This is a genomic window from Pseudomonas sp. SDI (genome assembly GCF_003105155.1).
In the GTDB taxonomy this organism is placed as follows: domain Bacteria; phylum Pseudomonadota; class Gammaproteobacteria; order Pseudomonadales; family Pseudomonadaceae; genus Aquipseudomonas.
Window position 1 is genome coordinate 61,889 of sequence record NZ_QETK01000018.1, and the last position, 19,495, is coordinate 81,383.

A 19,495-nucleotide genomic window follows, 5' to 3' on the forward strand; every position below is an offset into this window, starting at 1 on the left:
ACCCGACCATACTCGGTACTCGCCCTTTTAATAACAACAAACCCAGGGTTCCGTATCGATGACTTACCAGCATTGCTATGACCGCTCCATCGCCGACCCCGCTGCCTTCTGGGCTGACCAGGCGCGCGACCTCGCCTGGTTCCGCCAGCCCACGCAAACCCTCAGCGAAGGTCCCGACGGCACCCACCAGTGGTTCGCCGATGGGTGTTTGAACACCTGCTACCTGGCCCTCGATCACCAGATCGAACAAGGCCGCGGCGAACAGATCGCCCTGATCTACGACTCCCCGGTCACCGCCACCCAGCAAACCTTCACCTACAACCAGTTGCGCGACGAGGTCGCCCGTCTGGCTGGCCTGCTGCGTGAACTGGGGGTAAAGCAGGGCGATGGCGTCATCATCTACATGCCGATGGTCCCGCAGGCCGCCATGGCCATGCTTGCCTGCGCGCGCATTGGCGCCGTGCACTCGGTGGTGTTTGGCGGTTTTGCCGCCAACGAACTGGCCCTGCGCATCGACGACGCCCGCCCGGCGCTAGTGCTGACCGCGTCCTGTGGCCTGGAATTCGACCGCGTCATTGCTTACAAGCCACTGGTCGATCGCGCCCTGCAACTGGCCCAGCATCAACCGCGCAAGGTACTGGTGCTGCAACGCCCGCAGGCCCGTGCCGAATTGCTCGAAGGCCGCGACCTCGACTGGCACAGCGCCCTGGCGGGCGCCCAGCCGGTGGCCCCGGTTGAGCTGGCGGCCGCCGACCCGCTGTACATCATGTACACCTCTGGCACCACCGGTAAGCCCAAGGGTATCGTCCGCGAAAACGGCGGCAACGCGGTGGCCCTGCGTTTCACCCTGCGGCATATCTATGGCATGCAGGCCGGCGATGTCTGGTGGGGGATTTCCGACGTTGGCTGGGTGGTCGGGCACTCGCTGATCGTCTATGGCCCGCTGATGAACGGCTGCACCACGGTGTTCTACGAAGGCAAGCCAATCCGCACCCCGGACGCCGGCGCCTACTGGCGGGTCGTCGAGCAATACAAGGTCAACGGGCTGTTCTGCGCGCCCACCGCCATGCGCGCAATCCGCAAGGAAGACCCCGAAGGCCAGCTGTTGCGCCAGTACGACCTGAGCTCGCTGCGCCAGCTGTTCCTCGCCGGCGAAAAACTTGACTCCAGTACCCACCATTGGCTCGAAACCGCCAGCGGCAAGGCGGTCCACGACCATTGGTGGCAAACCGAAACCGGTTGGCCGGTGACCGCGCCCTGCGTCGGGCTCGAAGGCAGCGGCGTGCGCCCCGGCTCCAGTAACCGCGCGGTGCCTGGTTACCACGTTCAGGTGGTCGACGACGACGGCCACCTGCTCGGTCCCAACCAGCAAGGCTCTATCGTCATCGCGCTGCCGCTACCGCCCGGTTGCAGCCAGACCCTGTGGGGCGACCACCCGCGCTACCTGCAGGCCTACCTGAGGACCTATCCCGGCTATTACCACACTGGCGACGGTGGCTACCTTGACGACGACGGCTTCGTCTACATCATGGGCCGCACCGACGATGTGATTAACGTGTCTGGCCACCGCCTGTCCACCGGCGAGATGGAAGACCTGGTTGCCTGCCACCCGGCCGTGGCCGAGTGCGCGGTGGTGGGCGTGCATGACGAGATCAAGGGCCAGGTGCCGCTGGCGCTGGTGGTCCTCAAGGATGGCGAAAGCATTGCCGAGCACGCTTTGCAGAGCGAACTGGTGGCCCGCGTGCGTGAGCAGATCGGCGCGCTGGCCTGTTTCAATCAGGTGCGGCTGGTCAAGCGCCTGCCGAAGACCCGCTCGGGCAAGATCCTGCGTGCCGTGCTGCGCAAGATCGCCGACCATCAGCCCTACACAGCGCCCTCCACCCTCGACGACCCGGCGGTACTGCTGGAGATCGAAAACGTCCTGGCCAGCCTCGCTCGCGCTGGCTGATCAGGTCGGGCAGGGCAGTGGGCTACAGGGGCTCGGTTGACCCAGGCGGCTGCGCGTGCGGGCAAGGTCCGCCGCGCTGCCGCCGAGGCTGTCGCGCACCTGCTGGCCCGATCCGCCTGCAGCGGGCGCGGCGCGACGATCGGATCCAGGCGGTAGGTAAACCAGACAATCGCGGGCTCCTTGGAACAGTCGGAAAGGGCGGGGCCACCGTGCACGAGCGGCGCTAATTTAACCAATAGGGCAAAGCGCCGCCAGCGCGCTCGCCCCGGCATGAGCGAAGGTCCTTGTACAAGCCCTGTACATTTCCTATCGAACTGGCAGCATTTTCAACGGCTGCTACCCTACACCTCAGCGCAATCCTGTGTTCAAGGATGGTAACGGTGAAAGGACGCTCTTTTGCAGCGCTGCTCGGCCTGATCGTGGGCGACAGTGCCGCCGCTGCGGATTTTCTGGTGGAAGTGCGGGTCGATGTCCAGCGCGGCTGCGCCCTGGTCAATCAACCCCGTACAGCCGGCGCCCAGGCCCTGGGGCTGCTGGACTTCGGCCAGCCTGCCCGTCTTGATGCTGCGGATGGCCCGCTCAGCACCGCGTTGCTCAGCCAGCGCCCGCCGCGTCTTGAATGCAACCCCGATACCGCTTACCAGCTCAAGGTCGATGGCGGCGAACATGGCGGCCTCGGCGAGGTGCGCTTCATGGCCAGCGAGCAGGCGCGCGTTCGGCCGATTCCCTATCGACTCTATCAAGACCCGGCCTGGCGTGTGCCACTGCCGGTAGACACGGTGTTGCATGGGCGCGTGCCGGACAGCGGCTCGGTGGAACTGCCGCTGTTCGCTCGCATCGACCGCTTGACCCAGGTGCCGCACGCCGGCCGTTATTCCGACCTGCTCAAGGTGACCGTCAGTTGGTGACGCACCTGCGCAGGCTGCTAAAGGAACTGGCAGATGAATACAACGCGAGTCCTGTTGTTGAGCCTTGGGCCACTGTTGCTCAGCTCGACCGTGCAGGGCGCGGTCAGCGGCTTCATCGAGGCCCGCCTGGTAATCAGCGCGGCCTGCCAGGTGAGCAATGGCCAGCCCGGCGAAACCATGCTCGGCAGTGGCCTGCTCGATTTCGGCCAGCAGGGCCCGACCTGGGCCAACCCGTTACGCTCGGCGCTGGACGAAGACACGGCCGGTGCTCTGCAGGTGAGCTGCAACCCTTCGGTGCGGGCCTTCACCGTGAGCATCAATGGCGGTAGCAACGCCGATGGCAGCACCCGCCGCTTGAGCAATGGCCGGCACCTGATTCCCTATCAATTGTCGGCCGACCCGACTGGTGCGGCCAGCTACGGCATTGGCCAGCAGATGAACTTCTCGATCAGCAGTGCGGCACAGATCCCCATTCCGATCTACGGCGCCGTGGTGGCCAACGCCAAGGCGCTGCCGGCCGGCGTGTATCGCGACACCCTGATGGTGACCCTGGACTGGTAACACGCAAGGAGTGACTCATGACTTCAACCGTATCGCGTCTACTGCTCGCCGGCCTTGGCCTGGCGTTGTGCACACAGGCCCAGGCGGCAACCGTCACCGGGAACATCAACGCCACCCTGACCTTGACTTCGGCGTGCCAGGTGAACGGCTCCAGCGCGGTCAGCGGGGTCACCTTCGGGACCCTGAGTTTCGGCAGCCAGAGCGCCCTGTTCAGCACGGCCGGGGCCCAGGTGCTCAGCGGCGGTTCGGGCTTCAGCGTGCTCTGCTCGGCGGGCACCATCCCGATCATCAAGGTCAATGCCGGGGCCCATGACGGGCAATCCAGCGGCGGCGGGCGGGCGCTCTACGACGGGGTGGCGAACTACGTGCCGTATGACTTCTACACCGACTCCGGTTTCTCGACGCTGCTGGTCGTTGGCGGCACCATCACCTTGCCGACCAGCACCGGGGTGGCGCAAACCGTCAACCTGTACGGCCAGGCCAAAGGCAAGGCCGGGTTGCCGGCAGGGCTTTATACCGATCTGGTCGCGGTCGAGTTGAGTTTTTGAGCCATGCACCGGCGGCTGCCGCTTGCCCTCGCTGCAGTCTCGGCGCTGCTGCCGTTGCCGCTGGGTGCCGTGCTGACCAGCACCTTTCAGGTCAGCGCTTCGATCATCGCCGGGTGCCTGGTGGTGGGCGGGGCGAGCACCTACGGCAACCTGAATTTCGGCAGCGCCTCGGCGCTGTCGAGCAGCGTCCTGACCGCCGCCCTGAGCGGCACCACGGTAACCCTGCAATGCACGCCGGGGGTGAGCCTGAACATGGCTATCGACGGCGGCCAGAATAATAACGGCGCCCGCAATCTCAAGCGCAGCGGCGGCCCGCAGTTGCTGAGCTACCAGCTGTTTAGCGACGCCGGCTTCAGCCAGGCCCTGGGGATTGGCCAGACTGTCGCCGTGAGCTACAGCGACCCGACCGCTATCATGCTGCCGGTCTATGCCCGCACGCAGCCGAGCGGGGTGCTTGCCGCCGGCAGTTATACCGATGTGCTGCAAGTGACGTTGTCCTGGTGAGCGGGTTCACGGGGAAGTTTCGACCAAAGCCAAAGGAGGCTGTGCATGGGGGGCTGCGCTCGCGGTATGCGCAAGGAAATGAGCGGCGGGCTGTTGGCGCTGGCACTACTGGGGAGCGGCATGGCGCAGGCGGCGACGTCGGTGCTGATCTGGCCGATTGATCCGGTGATCGAGGCCAGCGACAAGGCCGGTGCGCTGTGGCTGGAGAACCGTGGCACGGCCCCGGCCAACCTGCAGGTGCGGGTGTTCGCCTGGCGCCAGGGCGACTTCGACGACCAGTATCAACAGCAGCGCGAGATTATCGGCAGCCCGCCAGTGGCTAATGTCGCGCCGGGGCAGAAACAGTTGATCCGGCTGACCCGCACCGGTGTTTCGCCGGTCGGCCAGGAGCAGGCCTACCGGATCATCATCGACGAGATCCCCGCGGCGCTACCGCCCTCCGCGAGCGAGGATAAACCCGAGGCCGCGATCCGCTTCCAGATGCGCTACTCGGTGCCGTTGTTCGTCTACGGCGAAGGTCTCTGGGGCAAACCCGATGCTGCCGGGCAGCGCGATACAGCCGCCGTGGGCAAGCCGGTGCTGAGCTGGCGCCAGGTCTCGGTGCAGGGCAAACCCTATGTCGAAATCCGCAACAGCGGCCCGGTGCATGCGCGCCTGACCGACGTCGTCCTGCACCAGGGCAGCCAGGCCCAGCCGCTGGTCGAAGGCTTGCTCGGCTATGTGCTGCCGGGCGTGAGCATGCGCTGGCCGGCCCCGGCACAGCTGTCGACGGCCAGCGTACTCAAGGGCCGGATCAACGGCACCGAAGCGGCCCAGACCATCCGTCAGGGGCGCTGACCGCCCGAGGATAACGCCAGCGGCCAGGGAGGCCCGGATATGGTTGGACACAGTGCGTGAGCAAATTTCCGGCGCTGCCGCGCCGCCTGTTGCAGGTGTGTGGCGCGAGCCTGCTCGTCGGCAGCGCAGTGCTCGCTGGCGAATTGCCGCCGCCGCCGTCGGGGCTGGATGCCATAACCGAAGCGCAGTTGTACCTGGAACTGGTGGTGAACCAGATGAGTAGCCCCAACCTGGTGCCGGTGCAGCAACGCAACGGTCGTCTGTACATGGCCTATGCCGATTTGCAGGCGCTGGGCCTGACGATTCCTGGCCAGAGCGACCCGCAGGTGGCCCTGGAAGCGATACCTGAGCTGCACAGCGATTACGACAGCCAGGGTCAGCGTCTGCTGTTGCAGGTGCCACCGGCCTGGCTGCCGAACCAGCGCATCGGCACTCGCGACCTGTCGGCGGCCGGTCAGGCCCTAAGCAGTTTCGGCGCCGTGTTCAACTATGACCTTTACCTCAACGACAGCGATGATGGCGGGACCTACCTCGCGGCCTGGAACGAGCTGCGCGTGTTCGACCGTTGGGGCAGCTTTTCCAGTACCGGGCAGTGGCGCGAATCGCTCGGCGGCGCCCAGCTCGACAGCAGCCAGCAGGGCTTTCGCCGCTACGACACGACCTGGCGCTACTCCGACGAAGCACGCCTGCTGACCTGGGAAGCCGGCGATGTAGTGACCGGCGCCTTGCCCTGGACCACCTCGGTGCGGGTCGGCGGCGTGCAGCTGTCGCGTGACTTCGGCGTGCGCCCGGACCTGGTGACCTACCCGCTGCCGGCGTTCGTCGGCGAGGCGGCGGTGCCGTCCTCGGTCGACCTGTTCATCAACGGCTACAAGAGCGCCAGCGCCGACCTGCAACCCGGTCCCTACACGCTGACCAACGTGCCGTTCATCAACGGTGCCGGCGATGCCGTGGTGGTGACCACCGATGCGCTCGGCCGGCAGGTCTCGACCACCTTGCCGTTCTACGTCACCAGCAGTCTGTTGCAGAAAGGCCTGAGCGATTTCTCGGTGGCGCTCGGCAGCCTGCGTCGTGATTATGGCGTGCGCGACTTTGCCTACGGCCCAGGTGTGTCGACGGGCAGCCTACGCTACGGCCTGAGCGACCGGGTGACCGTCGAAAGCCATGTCGAGGCGGCCGAGTCGCTGGCCCTTGGCGGCCTGGGCGGCAGCCTGCAGATCGGCAATTACGGGGTGGTCAACGCCGCCATGACCCAAAGCCGGCTCGACGGCCAAACCGGCCAGCAACTGAGCCTCGGCTACCAGTACAGCAGCCAGCGGTTCGGCTTCAACTACCAACGCCTGCAACGGCGCGGCGACTACGCCGACCTGTCGCTGGTCGACAGCCCGTACACGCGGCTCAGCCAGCGCAGCGAACAGGTCACCCTGAGCCTCAACCTGCAACGCTACGGCAGCATCGGCGCCGGTTATTTCGATGTGCATGCCGGCGACGGTTCGCGCACCCAGTTGCTCAACCTGAGCTGGAGCAAGTCGCTGTGGGGCAACAGCAGCCTGTACCTGTCGGCCAACCGCGAGATCGGCGACCGCCAGTGGGCGATGCAGGCGCAACTGGTGATCCCGTTCGACCTGCGCGGCACGCTGAGCTTCAGCATGGAACGCAACCAGCAGGGCGAAAGTGTGCAGCGGGTCAACTACAGCCGCGCGGTGCCGGTGGAGGGCGGCGTCGGCTTCAACCTCGGCTATGCTGACGGCGCCCGCGCGGCGTACCGCCAGGCCGACCTGACCTGGCGCCTGCAAGGTGTGCAACTGCAGGCCGGCCTGTATGGCAGCAGCGACAGCATGACCCGCTGGGCCGATGCCAGCGGTTCTGTGGTGTTGATGGACGCCGGATTGTTTGCTGCCAATCGTATCGACGATGCCTTCGTCTTGGTCAGCACCGACGGCTTTGCCGATGTACCGGTGCGCTACGAGAACCAGACGGTCGGGCGCACCGATGCCAACGGCCATCTGCTGGTGCCGTGGAGCAGCGGTTACTACCGTGGCAAGTACGAAATCGACCCGTTGGAGCTGCCGCCGAACGTGCGCGCCGGCGATGTCGAGCAGCGTGTGGCGGTGCGTCGCGGCAGCGGTTACCTGCTGGAATTCCCGTTGCGCAAGGTGCGCGCGGCCAGTCTGGTGCTGGTCGACAGCGCGCGCAAGGACCTGGCCCTGGGCAGCCAGGTGACGCATGTACAGAGCGGCGTCCAGGCGGTGGTGGGCTGGGACGGGCTGGTGTACCTGGAGGACCTTGCCGAGCAGAACACCCTGCAGGTCGAGGTGGCCGGTGGCGGGCAGTGCCAGGTGCAGTTCGGGCTCCAGGCCGAGCAGGACCAGGTGCCGCTGATCGGTCCGCTGGTGTGCCAATGAAACGCTCGCCGTGGGGGTTGCTCGGCCTCCTGGCGGCCGGCCAGGTGCAGGCGTTGTGCGCGGTGCAGGCGGGGGCGCCGGCGGCGTTCGGCAGTGTCACCTCGAACCAGGTGCAGGTGGTTTCGCAACCGTCGTCGACCAGCAATGCGGGCTTGCAGTGCACCGGCTCGCTGCTCACGGCGTTGCGCAGCGACGATTATTTCAAGGGCACGTTCAGCGGTGCCAATGGCAGTACCGGGCTGGTCGGGCCGACCGGCGACGTGATCGGCTACACGCTGTTCGCCAACAACTCCAGCAGCTACCCGATTACCCGCGGCCAGCCTTACGACTTTGCCCGCAACGGCATCATCGATCTGCTGGGGTTGCTCGGCAGCATCACGCCGAAGAGCATTCCGGTGTACCTGGGGACGATTACCGGCAGCAACGTCGCGGCTGGCCTCTATACCGAAACCATCAACGTGTTCTGGGACTGGGATTACTGCTGGGGCATCGGGCTCGGTGCGGCGTGCCTGGGGCGGCAGAAGCTGAGCGGCAGCAGTTCGTTCACGGTCAGCCTGACGGTGACCAACGATTGCCTGATTACCACGCCGAACATCAGCTTTGGCGGCGCGCCGGTGGTCAGTGGCTTTGCCACGGTGAACCAGAGCGTCAGCCTGTCGTGCACCAAGGGCAGTGCCTATACGGTGGGCCTGAACGATGGCCTGTACGGGGCTGGTGGGCGGCGGCGGATGAAGGCGGTGAATAGCAACAACTACCTGGCCTACGACATCTTCAAGAGTGCCGGCGCGGTGCGCTGGGGCTCGCTGACCGGCGCGCGGCGGTCGAGTAGCGATGCCGACATCAACCCAGGTGTGGGCACCGGGGCCGGTAGTCAGGTGTTCAACTACAACGCCAAGGTCTACACCGACCAGCCGACGCCGCCGGCGGATGCCTATTCGGACAGTGTGATGCTGGATGTGCAGTTTTGAATCATGGGGCTGCGCAAGGTGGTCCACCAATAGCCCAGGGCGAGCAGGTTGAGCGCGGCGCCCAGTGCGCAGACCGCCAGCCAGCCACCCCAGGCGTACACCAGGGTTGCCGCCAGCGAGCCGAGCGCGCTGCCGACCGAGTAGAACAGCATGTAGGCGGCGGTCAGGCGGCTGTGGGTGTCGGCCGGCAGACGGTAGATCAGGCTCTGGCTGGCGACGTGCAGCGCCTGTAAACCAAGGTCGAACAGCACCACGCCCAGCAGCAGTGCCCACAGCGAGCTTTGGGTCAGGGCAATCGCCCCCCAGGAAAGCAGCATCAGCAACAGCGAGCCGCCACTGACCGTCTGCCCCCAGCCACGGTCGGCCAGCCGCCCGGCGCGTGCCGCAGCCAGCGCACCCGCGGCGCCGGCCAGGCCGAACAGGCCCACCTGGCTGGCCGACAGCGACAGCGGCGGGGCGCTGAGCGGCAACACCAGGGGCGTCCACAGCACCATCGCCGAAGCGAAGCTGAGCAGGGCCAGGCAGGCGCGCTGACGCAGTACCGGCTCGTCGCGCAGCAAATCCCACAGGGAACCGATCAACTGCCGGTAGCTGGCACCGCTAGGCACGCGCTGCTGCGCCGGCAGCACGCGCCAGAGCAGCAGCGCCATCGACGCCGTGAGCAGCGCCGAGAGCAGGTACACCACACGCCAGCCGGCAAAGTCGGCCACCGCCCCGGACAGGGTCCGTGCCAGCAGGATGCCGATGACGATACCGCTGGTGACGATGCCCACTACATGGCCACGCTCCTCAATGGCCGCCAGTGTCGCGGCATGTGCCACCAGCACTTGGGCGACCACCGCCAGCAGGCCGCTCAGGCCCATGCCGAGCAACAGCCAGTGGCGGCCCGGGGCGACGGCAATCAGCAGCAGGGCGAGTACCGACAGGAGCGTCTGGCCGACGATCAGCTTGCGCCGGTCGAGCAGATCGCCCAACGGCACCAGCAGCACCAGCCCCAGGCCATAACCGATCTGACTGAGGGTCACCACCAGGCCGAGCAGCGCAGTGTCGATGGCCAGGTCGCGGGCCATGGCCTCCAGCAGCGGCTGGGCGTAGTAGACATTGCCAACGGCCAGCGCACTGGCAAGTGAAAACAGCAGAACCACCGCAGGCGAAAGTCGCGGAACGGATGAGGCAGGCATGATGGCGTCCTTTCTGGTTGCAATATGAAACCTGTTGTACCCTAGAAGCACAGGTTTTATATTGCAACCACTTTTCTGCTCTGCGTGGAGGAAGCATGGTCCAGCGCACCCGTTTTCAGGACGCCGAATGCCCGGTGGCGCGCTCGCTCGATGCGATTGGCGATTGGTGGTCGTTGTTGATCGTGCGCGATGCCTTCGATGGGCTGACACGTTTTGGCGAGTTCCAGCGCAGCCTGGGGATGGCCAAGAATATTCTCGCGGCACGCTTACGCCAGCTGGTCGCGCACCGGATCCTGGAACTGGTGCCGGCGGCGGATGGCAGCGCGTATCAGCAGTACCGCTTGACCGAGAAGGGGCGCGGGCTGTTTCCGTTGATCGTCGCCTTGCGGCAGTGGGGCGAGGCGTTTTTCTACGCGGACGGCGAGGCGCATTCGCTGCTGGTGGACACGCGCACCGGCGCGCCGCTCACGCCGCTGGAGGTGCGGGCGGCGGATGGGCGGGTGGTGGGGGCCGAGGAGTGTCGCCGGATTGCCGTGGATTCATCGCGGGACGAATCGGGTCGCCGCACCGCTGCTCTCACAGAGGAAGGCGTACCGCCACCTACTGCTGGAGCGGGCTCGTCCCGCGACAGGGCTTAACGCAGTTCCGCGGCCATCTGCTCGAACGTATCCAGCACCGCGCTGGCCAACTCCCGGGAACGCTTGCCCGACCAGCCGGTGAGCGGGTTCGGCGCGTCGTCGTGGTCCTTGAAGGGCATTTCCAGGGTCAGCGACAGGCAGTCATGCGCAGCGCCCACGGCGTTGCAGGCCAGGGTCATATTGGCTTCGCCCGGCGCGCTCAGCGGATAGCCGTGAACGGTCTGGAAGTCGTTGCTCAAGCCACTCAGCAATGCGCGAAAGCGTTGCTCCAGCCCGGCAATGCGCGGCGTATAGCTGGGGTTGCCCTCGCAGGCCGCAGTGAACACGTGGGGAATCTCTTCGTCACCATGGGCGTCGAGGAACAGGTCGACGCCATGCAGTTTCATCTGCTGCTTGGCGAAGAACACTTCCGGCGTGCTGTCGATGCTCGCGTCCTGCCAGGCGCGGTTGAGGTCCTTGCCCTTGAAGTTGGTGCGTAGGTGACCGCGGAACGCGCCATCCGGGTTCATGTTCGGGATCAGGTACAGGTCGGCCTTGGCCAGCAGCGCCTGGACGCCGGCGTCATTGTGCTGCAGGCGGTCGATCACGCCCTCCATGAACCATTCGGCCATGTGCTCGCCCGGATGTTGTTGGGCGATGATCCACAGTTTGCGTTTGCCTGCCGCGCCATCGCCGGCGCGCAGCAACTGAATATCGCGACCCTCGACGCTGCGCCCGGTGGCCAGCAGTTCGACATTTGGCAAGCCCACGGCACGCTCGATCAATTGATTGTGCCGGGCGCGTGGGTAGGGCTCGAAATAGGCGAACCACACCTGCGGCTCACGCGCTTGCAGGCTGAAGCTCAGGGCCTTGCCATCGAACTGGCTGGGCACGCGGAACCAGTTTTGCTGATCGTAGGAGGCAACCGCATGATAGCCATCCCACGCCGCGTTGTAGGAGGATTCACCGGCGTTTTCCAGAATGAACTGATGGCGCTGTCCCAGCGTCAGGCCGCTGGCCTTGAAGTGGAACCACTGGAAATGCTCGCTGTGAGTGTCGGGGCGGATGGCCAGGCGGACCTGTGCCGGGTTGCTGGCGTCACGCACGAGGATGTTGCCGGCGTCGAAATCGCACTCGATGCTTATGGGGGACAGCGTCACGGTCATTGCCAGGCTCCTGTAGAGTTGTTGTGCAACCTACTCTACACGCCTGGCTCAGGACCAGAAACCAATCGCCAGCAATGCCGCCAGGCCCAGGCCGATTACCACTGAGCAACCGCCCAGCGATAACGCCGCCCAGGGTTGCCGGTACCACTGGCCGTGACCGAGCAGTTGCGCCGGGGCCAGCAGTGTGCGCCAACGCAGTTCGGTGTCGTGGAACGCTTGCAGGTGGTGCGGGGTGGCGTCCAGCCAGCGGCGGAAATCGATGCGTTCGCTGGCGGTCACGTCTGGGCTTTGCAGGCGCACATACCATTGGCAGGCTTCGCGGGTAATCGTCGAGCGGGCTTGCTGGGCCGTTTGCAGCACCTGGTTCATGTGGCGTTCGATCGCCGCGCAGGGCAGGTCGAGACGTTGCGCGATGCTGGAGAAAGACTGCTGGTCGAGACGGCTGAGCAGAAACACCTGCTGAACCCGACGTGGCAGCCGGTTGAGGCGCCAGAGCAGGTCATCGTCGCCAAGCTCAGCGGCGTTGGAAGTGTGTTCAAGGGGCAGCAACAGACGGGTCATGGCACAAGCTCCTTGCTGAAGTGGAACGGCCGGGGCGTTTAGCAGTAGGGGGCATCTTCCTTGACGCTGCGATAGCTTAGCCAACATGAGATTGATTCTCAAGTGCTAAATCGGCAAAGTCCTGTTACTCAGGGTTACATTCTGAGACATACCTTTGCTATCATCGCCGTCATTCAAGCAACTCCCGCCTTCATTAGCCTGAAGAGCCAAAAAAAAGACCCGGCAAAAAGCCGGGTCAAAAACCGTGATTAGCCTGATGAGGAGATAATCTGAGAGTCCGACCTAAGGGCTTTCAGGTTACCCAACCAGTCTCGCGACCAGTTGCGAGAAATAATAACCGTTCTCATTTTCAAGTCAAATGAATTTTTCGCCATCCGGCGAAATTTCTTTTCCGCCTGCCCGAGCCTGTATGGGCAGCGCGTCTCTGCGCTATGTAGCGGCTGCTACTGAGTGTCGGCTTTTTCCTGTTCGATGATGTAGCGATCGAGCAGTGCACGCGCCATGTTCATTAAATGCATCACCGTATACAGGCTGTCACGGACCGTGCCGCGTTGGTGTTCGGCGGCTTCGAACACCGTGGCGGCGACGCTGCGCAGCAACGCTGCGGCGTGGGTGATGGCTTCGTCGGCGTTGAGGTCTTCACGGGCAACGACCAGGGGTTCATCGGTAACCGGTCGTTGCGAGGTGGTGGGGTTGAGGTAGAAATCCAGTGCACGGCGTGCCGCTTCGCTATCCAGTTCATCAAAGGAGGGTGGTTTCATAGGACTGCCTTGTCGGTAGATGGGAGGTCTGCACGGCAATACTAATACGTAGTGTATTGGTTTCAATGTATTAAATACTACAGTATGTGTATTGAGCCTCCGGAGGCAGTCCGTATCGTGCCTGCGATGGATAAATGGATAACTCTGGTCAAATCCAGGATGCGTGAATTGAAGCTCACGCAGGAAAAACTGGCGGAGCGCATGGGGGTCACCCAAGGCGCAGTAGGGCATTGGCTACGCAAAGAGCGCGAGCCGACGCTGGACCGCATGAACGAGATTCTGGTGGTGCTCGGCCTTGGGCATTTGCAGATGAATGCCAGTACCGACGTGGCCGAACCGATGGCGCAGTATGCTGCGCAAGAGGGGCAGGCGGTGTACCGCTACCCGCTACGGGCGTGGAATGATCTTACACTGGACCAGGCGCACACTGAGCTGTGTGACTACGCGGCGCACGGCACGGCCTATTGGCTGTCGGTGGAGGGCGATGCGATGACTGCGCCGCTCGGGCTGAGTGTGCCGGCCGGCATGTTGGTGCTGGTCGACTGCGGGCAGGACGCCGAACCCGGCAAGCTGGTGTTGGCGCGTTTGCAGGCAGATGCGCAGCCGCTGTTCCGGCAGTTGATCGAGGAGGGCGGGCAACGCTATCTGCGGCCGCTGAACCCGACCTACCCGAAGTTGCTCTGGAGCGATGAAGGCGAAGTGCTTGGCGTGGTGGTGCGGGCCATGGCCAAGTTTGCTTGATCGTGCATCGCCGGCAAGGCCGGCCCCCACAGCCGATGACGCCATTTTCTATGAGGGCCGGAGGTGCCGGTGCCAGGGCCATCAGCCCTCTACAACCTCCAGCTCCACCAATGCACTCCCTTCACTGACCATCTCGCCTTCCTGGCAGTACAGTGCCTTTACCGTCCCGGCATGCGGGGCGCGGATGCTGTGCTCCATCTTCATGGCTTCCAGCACCACCAGTTGCGCCCCGGCCTCGACCGCCTGACCTACCTCGACCAGCACCCGCACGATGCTGCCGTTCATGGGCGCGCTCAGCCCGCCCTGATGGCTATGGCTGGCATCCGCTTCGGCAATCGGATCGTAGGCGTTGACCGCCTGCAGCTCGCCATCCCACTGCAGGTATAGCGTCGAGCCGCGTCGAATCGCCAGGTGCTGGCGGCGCAAGCCGTTGACGTCGATCACCAGTTGCTCGCCGTCCAGGCTGCAGGTCGAGGCCGCTGCGCGGGTCAGGTTCACGGCCCGGTCCTGGCCATTGCAGCTCAGGTGCAGGCTGACCTGCGCCGGCACCCCGGCGCGCAAACCGTCGCGCGAGGCCCACAGCGAATGTGGATCGTCTGCCCGCTGCAGCGGCGCTTCGCTCTGGATATAGGCCTCGGCAGCCGCTTGCCAGAACGCCGCCGGCAGCTCGCACGGCGCTGGCAGCAACGCGTCCTGATAACGTGGGATGAACCCGGTGTCCAGCTCGGCTGCGGCGAATGCCGGGTGTGCCAGAATCCGTCGGAGGAAGGCGATGTTGGTTTTCAGCCCGCCGATGGCAAACTCGTCGAGCATTGCCAGCAGGCGCAAGCGCGCCTGTTCACGGTCTTCACCCCAGGCAATCAGCTTGCCGAGCATCGGGTCGTAGAACGGCGAAACGCTGTCGCCTTCGCTGACCCCGGTATCGACCCGGCGCCCAGCGCCCGGCGCCGACTCGCGGTACAACGCCAGGTGCCCGGTGGCCGGCAGGAAGTCGTTGGCCGGGTCTTCGGCGTACAGCCGCACTTCGATGGCATGGCCGATCAACGGCACCTGCGCCTGGGTGATCGGCAGCGCTTCGCCACGGGCGACGCGAATCTGCCAGGCGACCAGATCGAGGCCGGTGATGGCTTCGGTGACCGGGTGTTCCACTTGCAGGCGGGTGTTCATCTCCATAAAGAAGAATTCGCCGCGTGCATCGAGCAGGAACTCCACGGTCCCGGCGCCGACATAGCCGATGGCCTGCGCCGCGCGAACCGCCGCTTCGCCCATGGCGCGCCGCTGTTCCAGGCTCAGGCCAGGGGCCGGCGCTTCTTCGACGACTTTCTGGTGGCGGCGCTGAATCGAGCAGTCGCGCTCGTTCAGGTACAGGCAGTTGCCGTGCTGGTCGGCAAATACCTGGATCTCGACGTGGCGTGGCTTGAGCACGTATTTTTCTACCAGCATGCGCGCATCGCCGAACGACGACAGTGCCTCACGCTGCGCCGAGGCCAGGGCCTCGCCGAGCTGGTTTTCCTGTTCGACCACCTTCATGCCCTTGCCGCCACCGCCGGCGGTGGCCTTGAGCAACACCGGGTAGCCGATGTTCTTGGCAGCCGCGCGGAAGGTTTCCAGGTCCTGGGCTTCGCCGTGGTAACCCGGCACCAGCGGCACCCCGGCGGTTTCCATCAGCGCTTTGGCCGCCGACTTGCTGCCCATCGCCTCGATGGCCGAGGCGGGCGGGCCGAGGAAGATCAGCCCGGCATCCTCGATGGCCTTGGCAAACCCGGCGTTCTCCGAGAGGAAGCCGTAGCCCGGGTGGATCGCCTGGGCGCCGCTGGCCTTGGCCGCTGCCAGCAGCTTGGTGACGTCCAGGTAGCTTTCGCTGGCCTTGGCGCCGCCGAGATCGACGCGGATGTCCGCCTCGCGGCTGTGCCGGGCATCGCGGTCGACCGCGCTGTGCACGGCCACGGTGGTCAGGCCCAGGGCCTTGGCGGTGCGCATGACCCGACAGGCGATTTCGCCGCGGTTAGCAACCAGCAGGGTGGTCAGCACGGGACGGCTCATGGGCGCGGCTCCTTGTCCGAAGGTGTGTTCAGCCAGTTCGGTTTACGTTTTTCGAGGAAGGCGCGCAGGCCTTCCTGGCCCTCGCTGCTGACGCGGATCCGGGCAATGGCATTCTCGCAATAGCGCCGCACCGCGCTGGTCAGCTCGCCATGGCCAACCTCGCGCAGCAGCTCCTTGCTGGCGCGCATGGCTTGTGGGCTGTTCTGCAGCAGGTTGTCGATCCAGGCCTCGACCTGCTGCTCCAGCTCGGCCGCCGGATAGGCTTCGGCGAGCAGGCCCAGTTCGCGGGCGCGGCTGCCGCTGAAGCGTTCGGCGGTCAGCGCATAGCGGCGTGCCGCGCGCTCGCCCATGGCCTGTACGACGAATGGGCTGATCACCGCCGGGGCCAGGCCGATGCGCACCTCCGACAGGCACAACTGCGCGTCTTCGCTGCCGATGGCCATGTCGCAGCAACTGATCAGCCCCAGCGCGCCGCCGAAGGCCGCGCCCTGCACCACGGCCAGGGTCGGCAGCTTGAGCTTGGCCAGGTTGTACATCAGTTCGGCCAGCTCGCGGGCGTCGTCGAGGTTGGTGTTGTAGTCGAGTTCGGCCGACTGCTGCATCCAGGCCAGGTCGGCGCCGGCGCTGAAGTGCCGACCACGGCCGCGCAGCAGCACGAAGCGCAGGCTGGCATCGGCGCCGAGGCGCTCGATGGCCACGATCAGTTCGCGGATCATCTGCGCGTTGAAGGCGTTGTTCTTGTCTTCCCGGCTCAGCCACAGGGTGGCGAAACCACGGGGGTCCTTGATCAGTTCAAGGGTAGAGAAGTCGCTCATCGGTCACATCCGGAAAATGCCGAAACGGCTTTGTTCGATCGGTGCGTTGAGGGCTGCCGAGAGGGCCAGGCCAAGAATGTCGCGGGTTTGCGCCGGGTCGATGACGCCGTCGTCCCACAGTCGGGCGCTGGAGTAGTAGGGGTGGCCCTGATGTTCGTACTGGTCGAGGATCGGCTGCTTGAGCCGCGCTTCGTCGTCGCTGCTGAACGGCTGGCCGCTGCGTTCGCTCTGTTCGCGCTTGACCTGAGCCAGCACCCCGGCGGCCTGTTCGGCGCCCATCACGCCGATTCGTGCGTTCGGCCACATCCACAGGAAGCGTGGGTCGTAGGCACGCCCGCACATGCCATAGTTGCCGGCGCCGAAGCTGCCGCCGATGATCACGGTGAACTTCGGCACCTTGGCGCAGGCCACTGCGGTTACCAGCTTGGCGCCGTGCTTGGCGATGCCGCCGGCTTCGTATTTCTGGCCGACCATGAAACCGGTGATGTTCTGCAGGAACAACAGCGGAATGCCACGCTGGCAGGCCAGCTCGATGAAATGCGCGCCTTTTTGCGCGGCTTCGGCGAAGAGGATCCCGTTGTTCGCCAGAATCGCTACCGGATAGCCGTGCAGGTGGGCGAAACCGCACACCAGGGTGGTGCCGAACAGGGCCTTGAACTCGTCGAACAGCGAGCCGTCGACCAGCCGGGCGATCACTTCGCGCACGTCGAACGGCTGCTTGGCGTCGGCCGGTACCACCCCGTACAGCTCGTCGGCGCTGTACAGCGGGGCAATCGGCGTGCGCTGCTGCAACTCACCCTGTTTATGCCAGTTGAGGTTGGCCACGCAGCGCCGGGCGATGGCCAGGGCGTGTTCGTCGTTGTCGGCATAGTGGTCGGCAACGCCGCTGGTCTTGCAATGCACGTCGGCACCGCCGAGGTCTTCGGCGCTGACCACCTCACCAGTGGCTGCTTTCACCAGCGGCGGGCCAGCGAGGAAGATGGTCGCTTGCTGGCGGACCATGATCGCTTCGTCGGCCATGGCGGGCACATAGGCGCCGCCGGCGGTGCACGAGCCCATCACCACGGCGATCTGTGGAATGCCCAGGGCGCTCATGTTGGCCTGGTTGAAGAAAATCCGCCCGAAGTGTTCGCGGTCGGGGAACACTTCGTCCTGGCGCGGCAGGTTGGCACCGCCGGAGTCCACCAGGTACAGGCAGGGCAGGCGGTTCTGCTGGGCGATGGTCTGCGCGCGCAGGTGTTTTTTCACCGTGAGCGGGTAGTAGGAACCCCCTTTGACCGTGGCGTCGTTGGCCACGATCATGCACTCGACCCCGGCGACCCGCCCGATCCCGGCGATCACCCCGGCGGCCGGTACGTCTTCGCCATACACCTCATGGGCGGCGAGCTGGCCGATTTCGAGAAACGGCGAGCCCGGATCGAGCAGCCGGTCGATGCGCTCGCGCGGCAGCAGTTTGCCGCGCGAGGTGTGGCGTTCCTGGGCTTTTGGCCCACCGCCCTGATGGACCTGGGCAAGCAGTGTGCGCAGGGCCTGGACCTGTTCGAGCATGGCCGCGCTGTTGAGCGCGAACTCGGCTGAGCGCGGGTTTAGCTGAGACTTCAGAATCATCGGAGCTCCTGGCGCAGCTTCAAGCGACACGCTTCAAGCTGCAAGAGTAGGTCGGTGCAACGGCTGCTTTTTTTTGCAGCTTGTGGCTTGAGGCTTGCCACTGGCGCGCTTCAGCGCGTCTCGTTAAACAGTTCGCGGCCAATCAGCATCCGGCGGATCTCGCTGGTGCCGGCACCGATCTCGTAGAGCTTGGCGTCGCGCAGCAGGCGGCCGGCCGGGAATTCGTTGATGTAGCCGTTGCCGCCAAGAATCTGGATGGCTTCCAGGCCCATTTGCGTGGCGCGTTCGGCGGTGTACAGGATGACCCCGGCGGCGTCCTTGCGGGTGGTCTCGCCACGGTCGCAGGCCTGGGCCACGGCATACAGGTAGGCGCGGCTGGCGTTGAGCTGGGTATACATATCGGCGACCTTGCCCTGGATCAGCTGGAATTCGCCAATGCTCTGGCCGAACTGCTTGCGGTCGTGGATGTAGGGCACCACCAGGTCCATACACGCCTGCATGATCCCGGTCGGGCCGCCGGCCAGCACCACACGCTCGTAGTCGAGGCCGCTCATCAACACTTTTACCCCGCCGTTGAGCTGGCCAAGGATGTTTTCTTCCGGCACTTCGACGTTGTCGAAGAACAGTTCGCAGGTGTTGGAGCCGCGCATGCCGAGTTTGTCGAACTTGCTGCCGCGGCTGAAGCCGGCCCAGTCACGCTCGACGATAAAGGCGGTAATGCCGTGCGGGCCCTTTTCCAGATCGGTCTTGGCGTAGATCACATAGGTGTTGGCGTCGGGGCCATTGGTGATCCAGGTCTTGCTGCCGTTGAGCACGTAGCGGTCGCCGCGCTTGTCGGCGCGCAGCTTCATCGAGACCACGTCGGAGCCGGCGTTCGGCTCGCTCATGGCCAGGGCGCCGATGTGTTCGCCGCTGATCAGCTTGGGCAGGTACTTGGCTTTTTGCGCCGGGGTGCCGTTGCGGTTGATCTGGTTCACGCAGAGGTTGGAATGAGCGCCGTAGGAGAGGGCGACCGAGGCCGAGCCGCGGCTGATCTCTTCCATGGCCACCACGTGGGCCAGATAGCCGAGGCCGGCACCACCATATTCTTCGGAGACGGTGACGCCGAGCAGACCCATGTCGCCGAACTTGCGCCACATATCGTTGGGGAACAGGTTGTCATGGTCGATCTGTGCAGCGCGCGGGGCCAGTTCCGAGGCGACGAAGGCCTGCACCTGGTCGCGCAGCATGTCGATGGTTTCGCCCAGGGCAAAGTTCAGGGAGGGATAACGCATGCTGTCACCTTCTTGTGATTGTTCTTGGAATGGGGGCGGGTCCCGCGAT

The 19,495-nt window shown here is 65.1% G+C and carries 17 protein-coding genes and 1 pseudogene; 10 read left to right on the forward strand and 8 right to left on the reverse strand.

Features of this window, described 5'->3' with window-relative positions:
- The first annotated feature begins 58 nt into the window (after positions 1 to 58).
- The 8 genes from DCO48_RS13755 to DCO48_RS13790 all read left to right on the forward strand — a co-directional run bounded on the left by DCO48_RS13755 (position 59) and on the right by DCO48_RS13790 (position 8,679).
- Entirely contained in the window at positions 59 to 1,948 is a 1,890-nt protein-coding gene (locus DCO48_RS13755; protein WP_116551156.1) for a propionyl-CoA synthetase, read from the forward strand.
- 380 nt (positions 1,949 to 2,328) lie between these two features.
- Positions 2,329 to 2,856, forward strand: coding sequence for a spore coat U domain-containing protein (locus DCO48_RS13760; RefSeq protein ID WP_371919508.1), 528 nt, complete (start codon positions 2,329 to 2,331; stop codon positions 2,854 to 2,856).
- Between the two features lie 33 nt (positions 2,857 to 2,889).
- The gene (locus DCO48_RS13765; protein WP_116551158.1) at positions 2,890 to 3,417 is read left to right on the forward strand and encodes a spore coat U domain-containing protein; all 528 of its coding nucleotides are present in this window, start codon (positions 2,890 to 2,892) and stop codon (positions 3,415 to 3,417) included.
- Positions 3,418 to 3,434: 17 nt separating this feature from the next.
- Positions 3,435 to 3,965, forward strand: a complete 531-nt coding sequence (locus tag DCO48_RS13770) for a spore coat protein U domain-containing protein (RefSeq protein ID WP_116551159.1) — start codon at positions 3,435 to 3,437, stop codon at positions 3,963 to 3,965.
- A 3-nt stretch (positions 3,966 to 3,968) separates the two neighbouring features.
- The gene (locus tag DCO48_RS13775; RefSeq protein ID WP_116551160.1) at positions 3,969 to 4,469 is read left to right on the forward strand and encodes a spore coat U domain-containing protein; all 501 of its coding nucleotides are present in this window, start codon (positions 3,969 to 3,971) and stop codon (positions 4,467 to 4,469) included.
- Between the two features lie 66 nt (positions 4,470 to 4,535).
- Positions 4,536 to 5,306: a molecular chaperone gene (locus DCO48_RS13780; protein WP_116551161.1), complete on the forward strand. Its 771-nt coding sequence runs from the start codon at positions 4,536 to 4,538 to the stop codon at positions 5,304 to 5,306.
- Between the two features lie 86 nt (positions 5,307 to 5,392).
- A complete protein-coding gene (locus DCO48_RS13785) occupies positions 5,393 to 7,711 on the forward strand; it encodes a fimbria/pilus outer membrane usher protein (protein ID WP_371919511.1) in 2,319 nt (772 codons plus the stop codon).
- Complete coding sequence (locus DCO48_RS13790) at positions 7,708 to 8,679, forward strand: spore coat U domain-containing protein (RefSeq protein ID WP_116551162.1); 972 nt, start codon at positions 7,708 to 7,710, stop codon at positions 8,677 to 8,679. The genes DCO48_RS13785 and DCO48_RS13790 overlap by 4 nt, the downstream gene beginning before the upstream one ends.
- Here DCO48_RS13790 and DCO48_RS13795 read toward each other — a convergent pair.
- On the reverse strand, positions 8,643 to 9,860 hold the full coding sequence (locus DCO48_RS13795) for an MFS transporter (RefSeq protein WP_116551163.1): 1,218 nt from the start codon (positions 9,858 to 9,860) through the stop codon (positions 8,643 to 8,645). The genes DCO48_RS13790 and DCO48_RS13795 overlap by 37 nt on opposite strands.
- A gap of 95 nt (positions 9,861 to 9,955) precedes the next feature.
- On the opposite strand from DCO48_RS13795, the pseudogene DCO48_RS13800 reads away from it, so the two are divergent.
- Positions 9,956 to 10,396, forward strand: a pseudogene (locus DCO48_RS13800) (winged helix-turn-helix transcriptional regulator); the annotation flags it as partial.
- Between the two features lie 98 nt (positions 10,397 to 10,494).
- Here DCO48_RS13800 and DCO48_RS13805 read toward each other — a convergent pair.
- From DCO48_RS13805 to DCO48_RS13815, 3 genes are all read right to left on the reverse strand, one after another.
- The gene (locus DCO48_RS13805; RefSeq protein ID WP_116551165.1) at positions 10,495 to 11,643 is read right to left on the reverse strand and encodes a M14-type cytosolic carboxypeptidase; all 1,149 of its coding nucleotides are present in this window, start codon (positions 11,641 to 11,643) and stop codon (positions 10,495 to 10,497) included.
- 48 nt (positions 11,644 to 11,691) lie between these two features.
- Positions 11,692 to 12,204 carry a DUF4880 domain-containing protein gene (locus tag DCO48_RS13810; RefSeq protein ID WP_116551166.1) on the reverse strand — a complete coding sequence of 171 codons (513 nt, stop codon included), beginning with the start codon at positions 12,202 to 12,204 and terminating at the stop codon, positions 11,692 to 11,694.
- A 443-nt stretch (positions 12,205 to 12,647) separates the two neighbouring features.
- Positions 12,648 to 12,965, reverse strand: coding sequence for a DUF6124 family protein (locus DCO48_RS13815; protein ID WP_116551167.1), 318 nt, complete (start codon positions 12,963 to 12,965; stop codon positions 12,648 to 12,650).
- Positions 12,966 to 13,091: 126 nt separating this feature from the next.
- Between DCO48_RS13815 and DCO48_RS13820 the strand changes: the two genes are divergently transcribed.
- A complete protein-coding gene (locus tag DCO48_RS13820) occupies positions 13,092 to 13,706 on the forward strand; it encodes a LexA family transcriptional regulator (RefSeq protein ID WP_116551168.1) in 615 nt (204 codons plus the stop codon).
- A gap of 81 nt (positions 13,707 to 13,787) precedes the next feature.
- Here the strand turns inward: DCO48_RS13820 and DCO48_RS13825 are convergent, their stop codons facing one another.
- The 4 genes from DCO48_RS13825 to DCO48_RS13840 form a co-directional block, all read right to left on the reverse strand.
- Positions 13,788 to 15,749 (reverse strand): acetyl/propionyl/methylcrotonyl-CoA carboxylase subunit alpha, encoded by a 1,962-nt coding sequence (locus DCO48_RS13825; protein WP_116551169.1) that lies wholly within the window; start codon positions 15,747 to 15,749, stop codon positions 13,788 to 13,790.
- Positions 15,746 to 16,564: a gamma-carboxygeranoyl-CoA hydratase gene (locus tag DCO48_RS13830; RefSeq protein WP_116551170.1), complete on the reverse strand. Its 819-nt coding sequence runs from the start codon at positions 16,562 to 16,564 to the stop codon at positions 15,746 to 15,748. Before DCO48_RS13830 ends, DCO48_RS13825 begins: the two co-directional genes overlap by 4 nt.
- A gap of 3 nt (positions 16,565 to 16,567) precedes the next feature.
- The gene (locus tag DCO48_RS13835) at positions 16,568 to 18,172 is read right to left on the reverse strand and encodes a carboxyl transferase domain-containing protein (protein WP_116551171.1); all 1,605 of its coding nucleotides are present in this window, start codon (positions 18,170 to 18,172) and stop codon (positions 16,568 to 16,570) included.
- A gap of 110 nt (positions 18,173 to 18,282) precedes the next feature.
- Positions 18,283 to 19,446 carry an isovaleryl-CoA dehydrogenase gene (locus DCO48_RS13840; protein ID WP_116551172.1) on the reverse strand — a complete coding sequence of 388 codons (1,164 nt, stop codon included), beginning with the start codon at positions 19,444 to 19,446 and terminating at the stop codon, positions 18,283 to 18,285.
- Positions 19,447 to 19,495 lie beyond the last annotated feature (49 nt).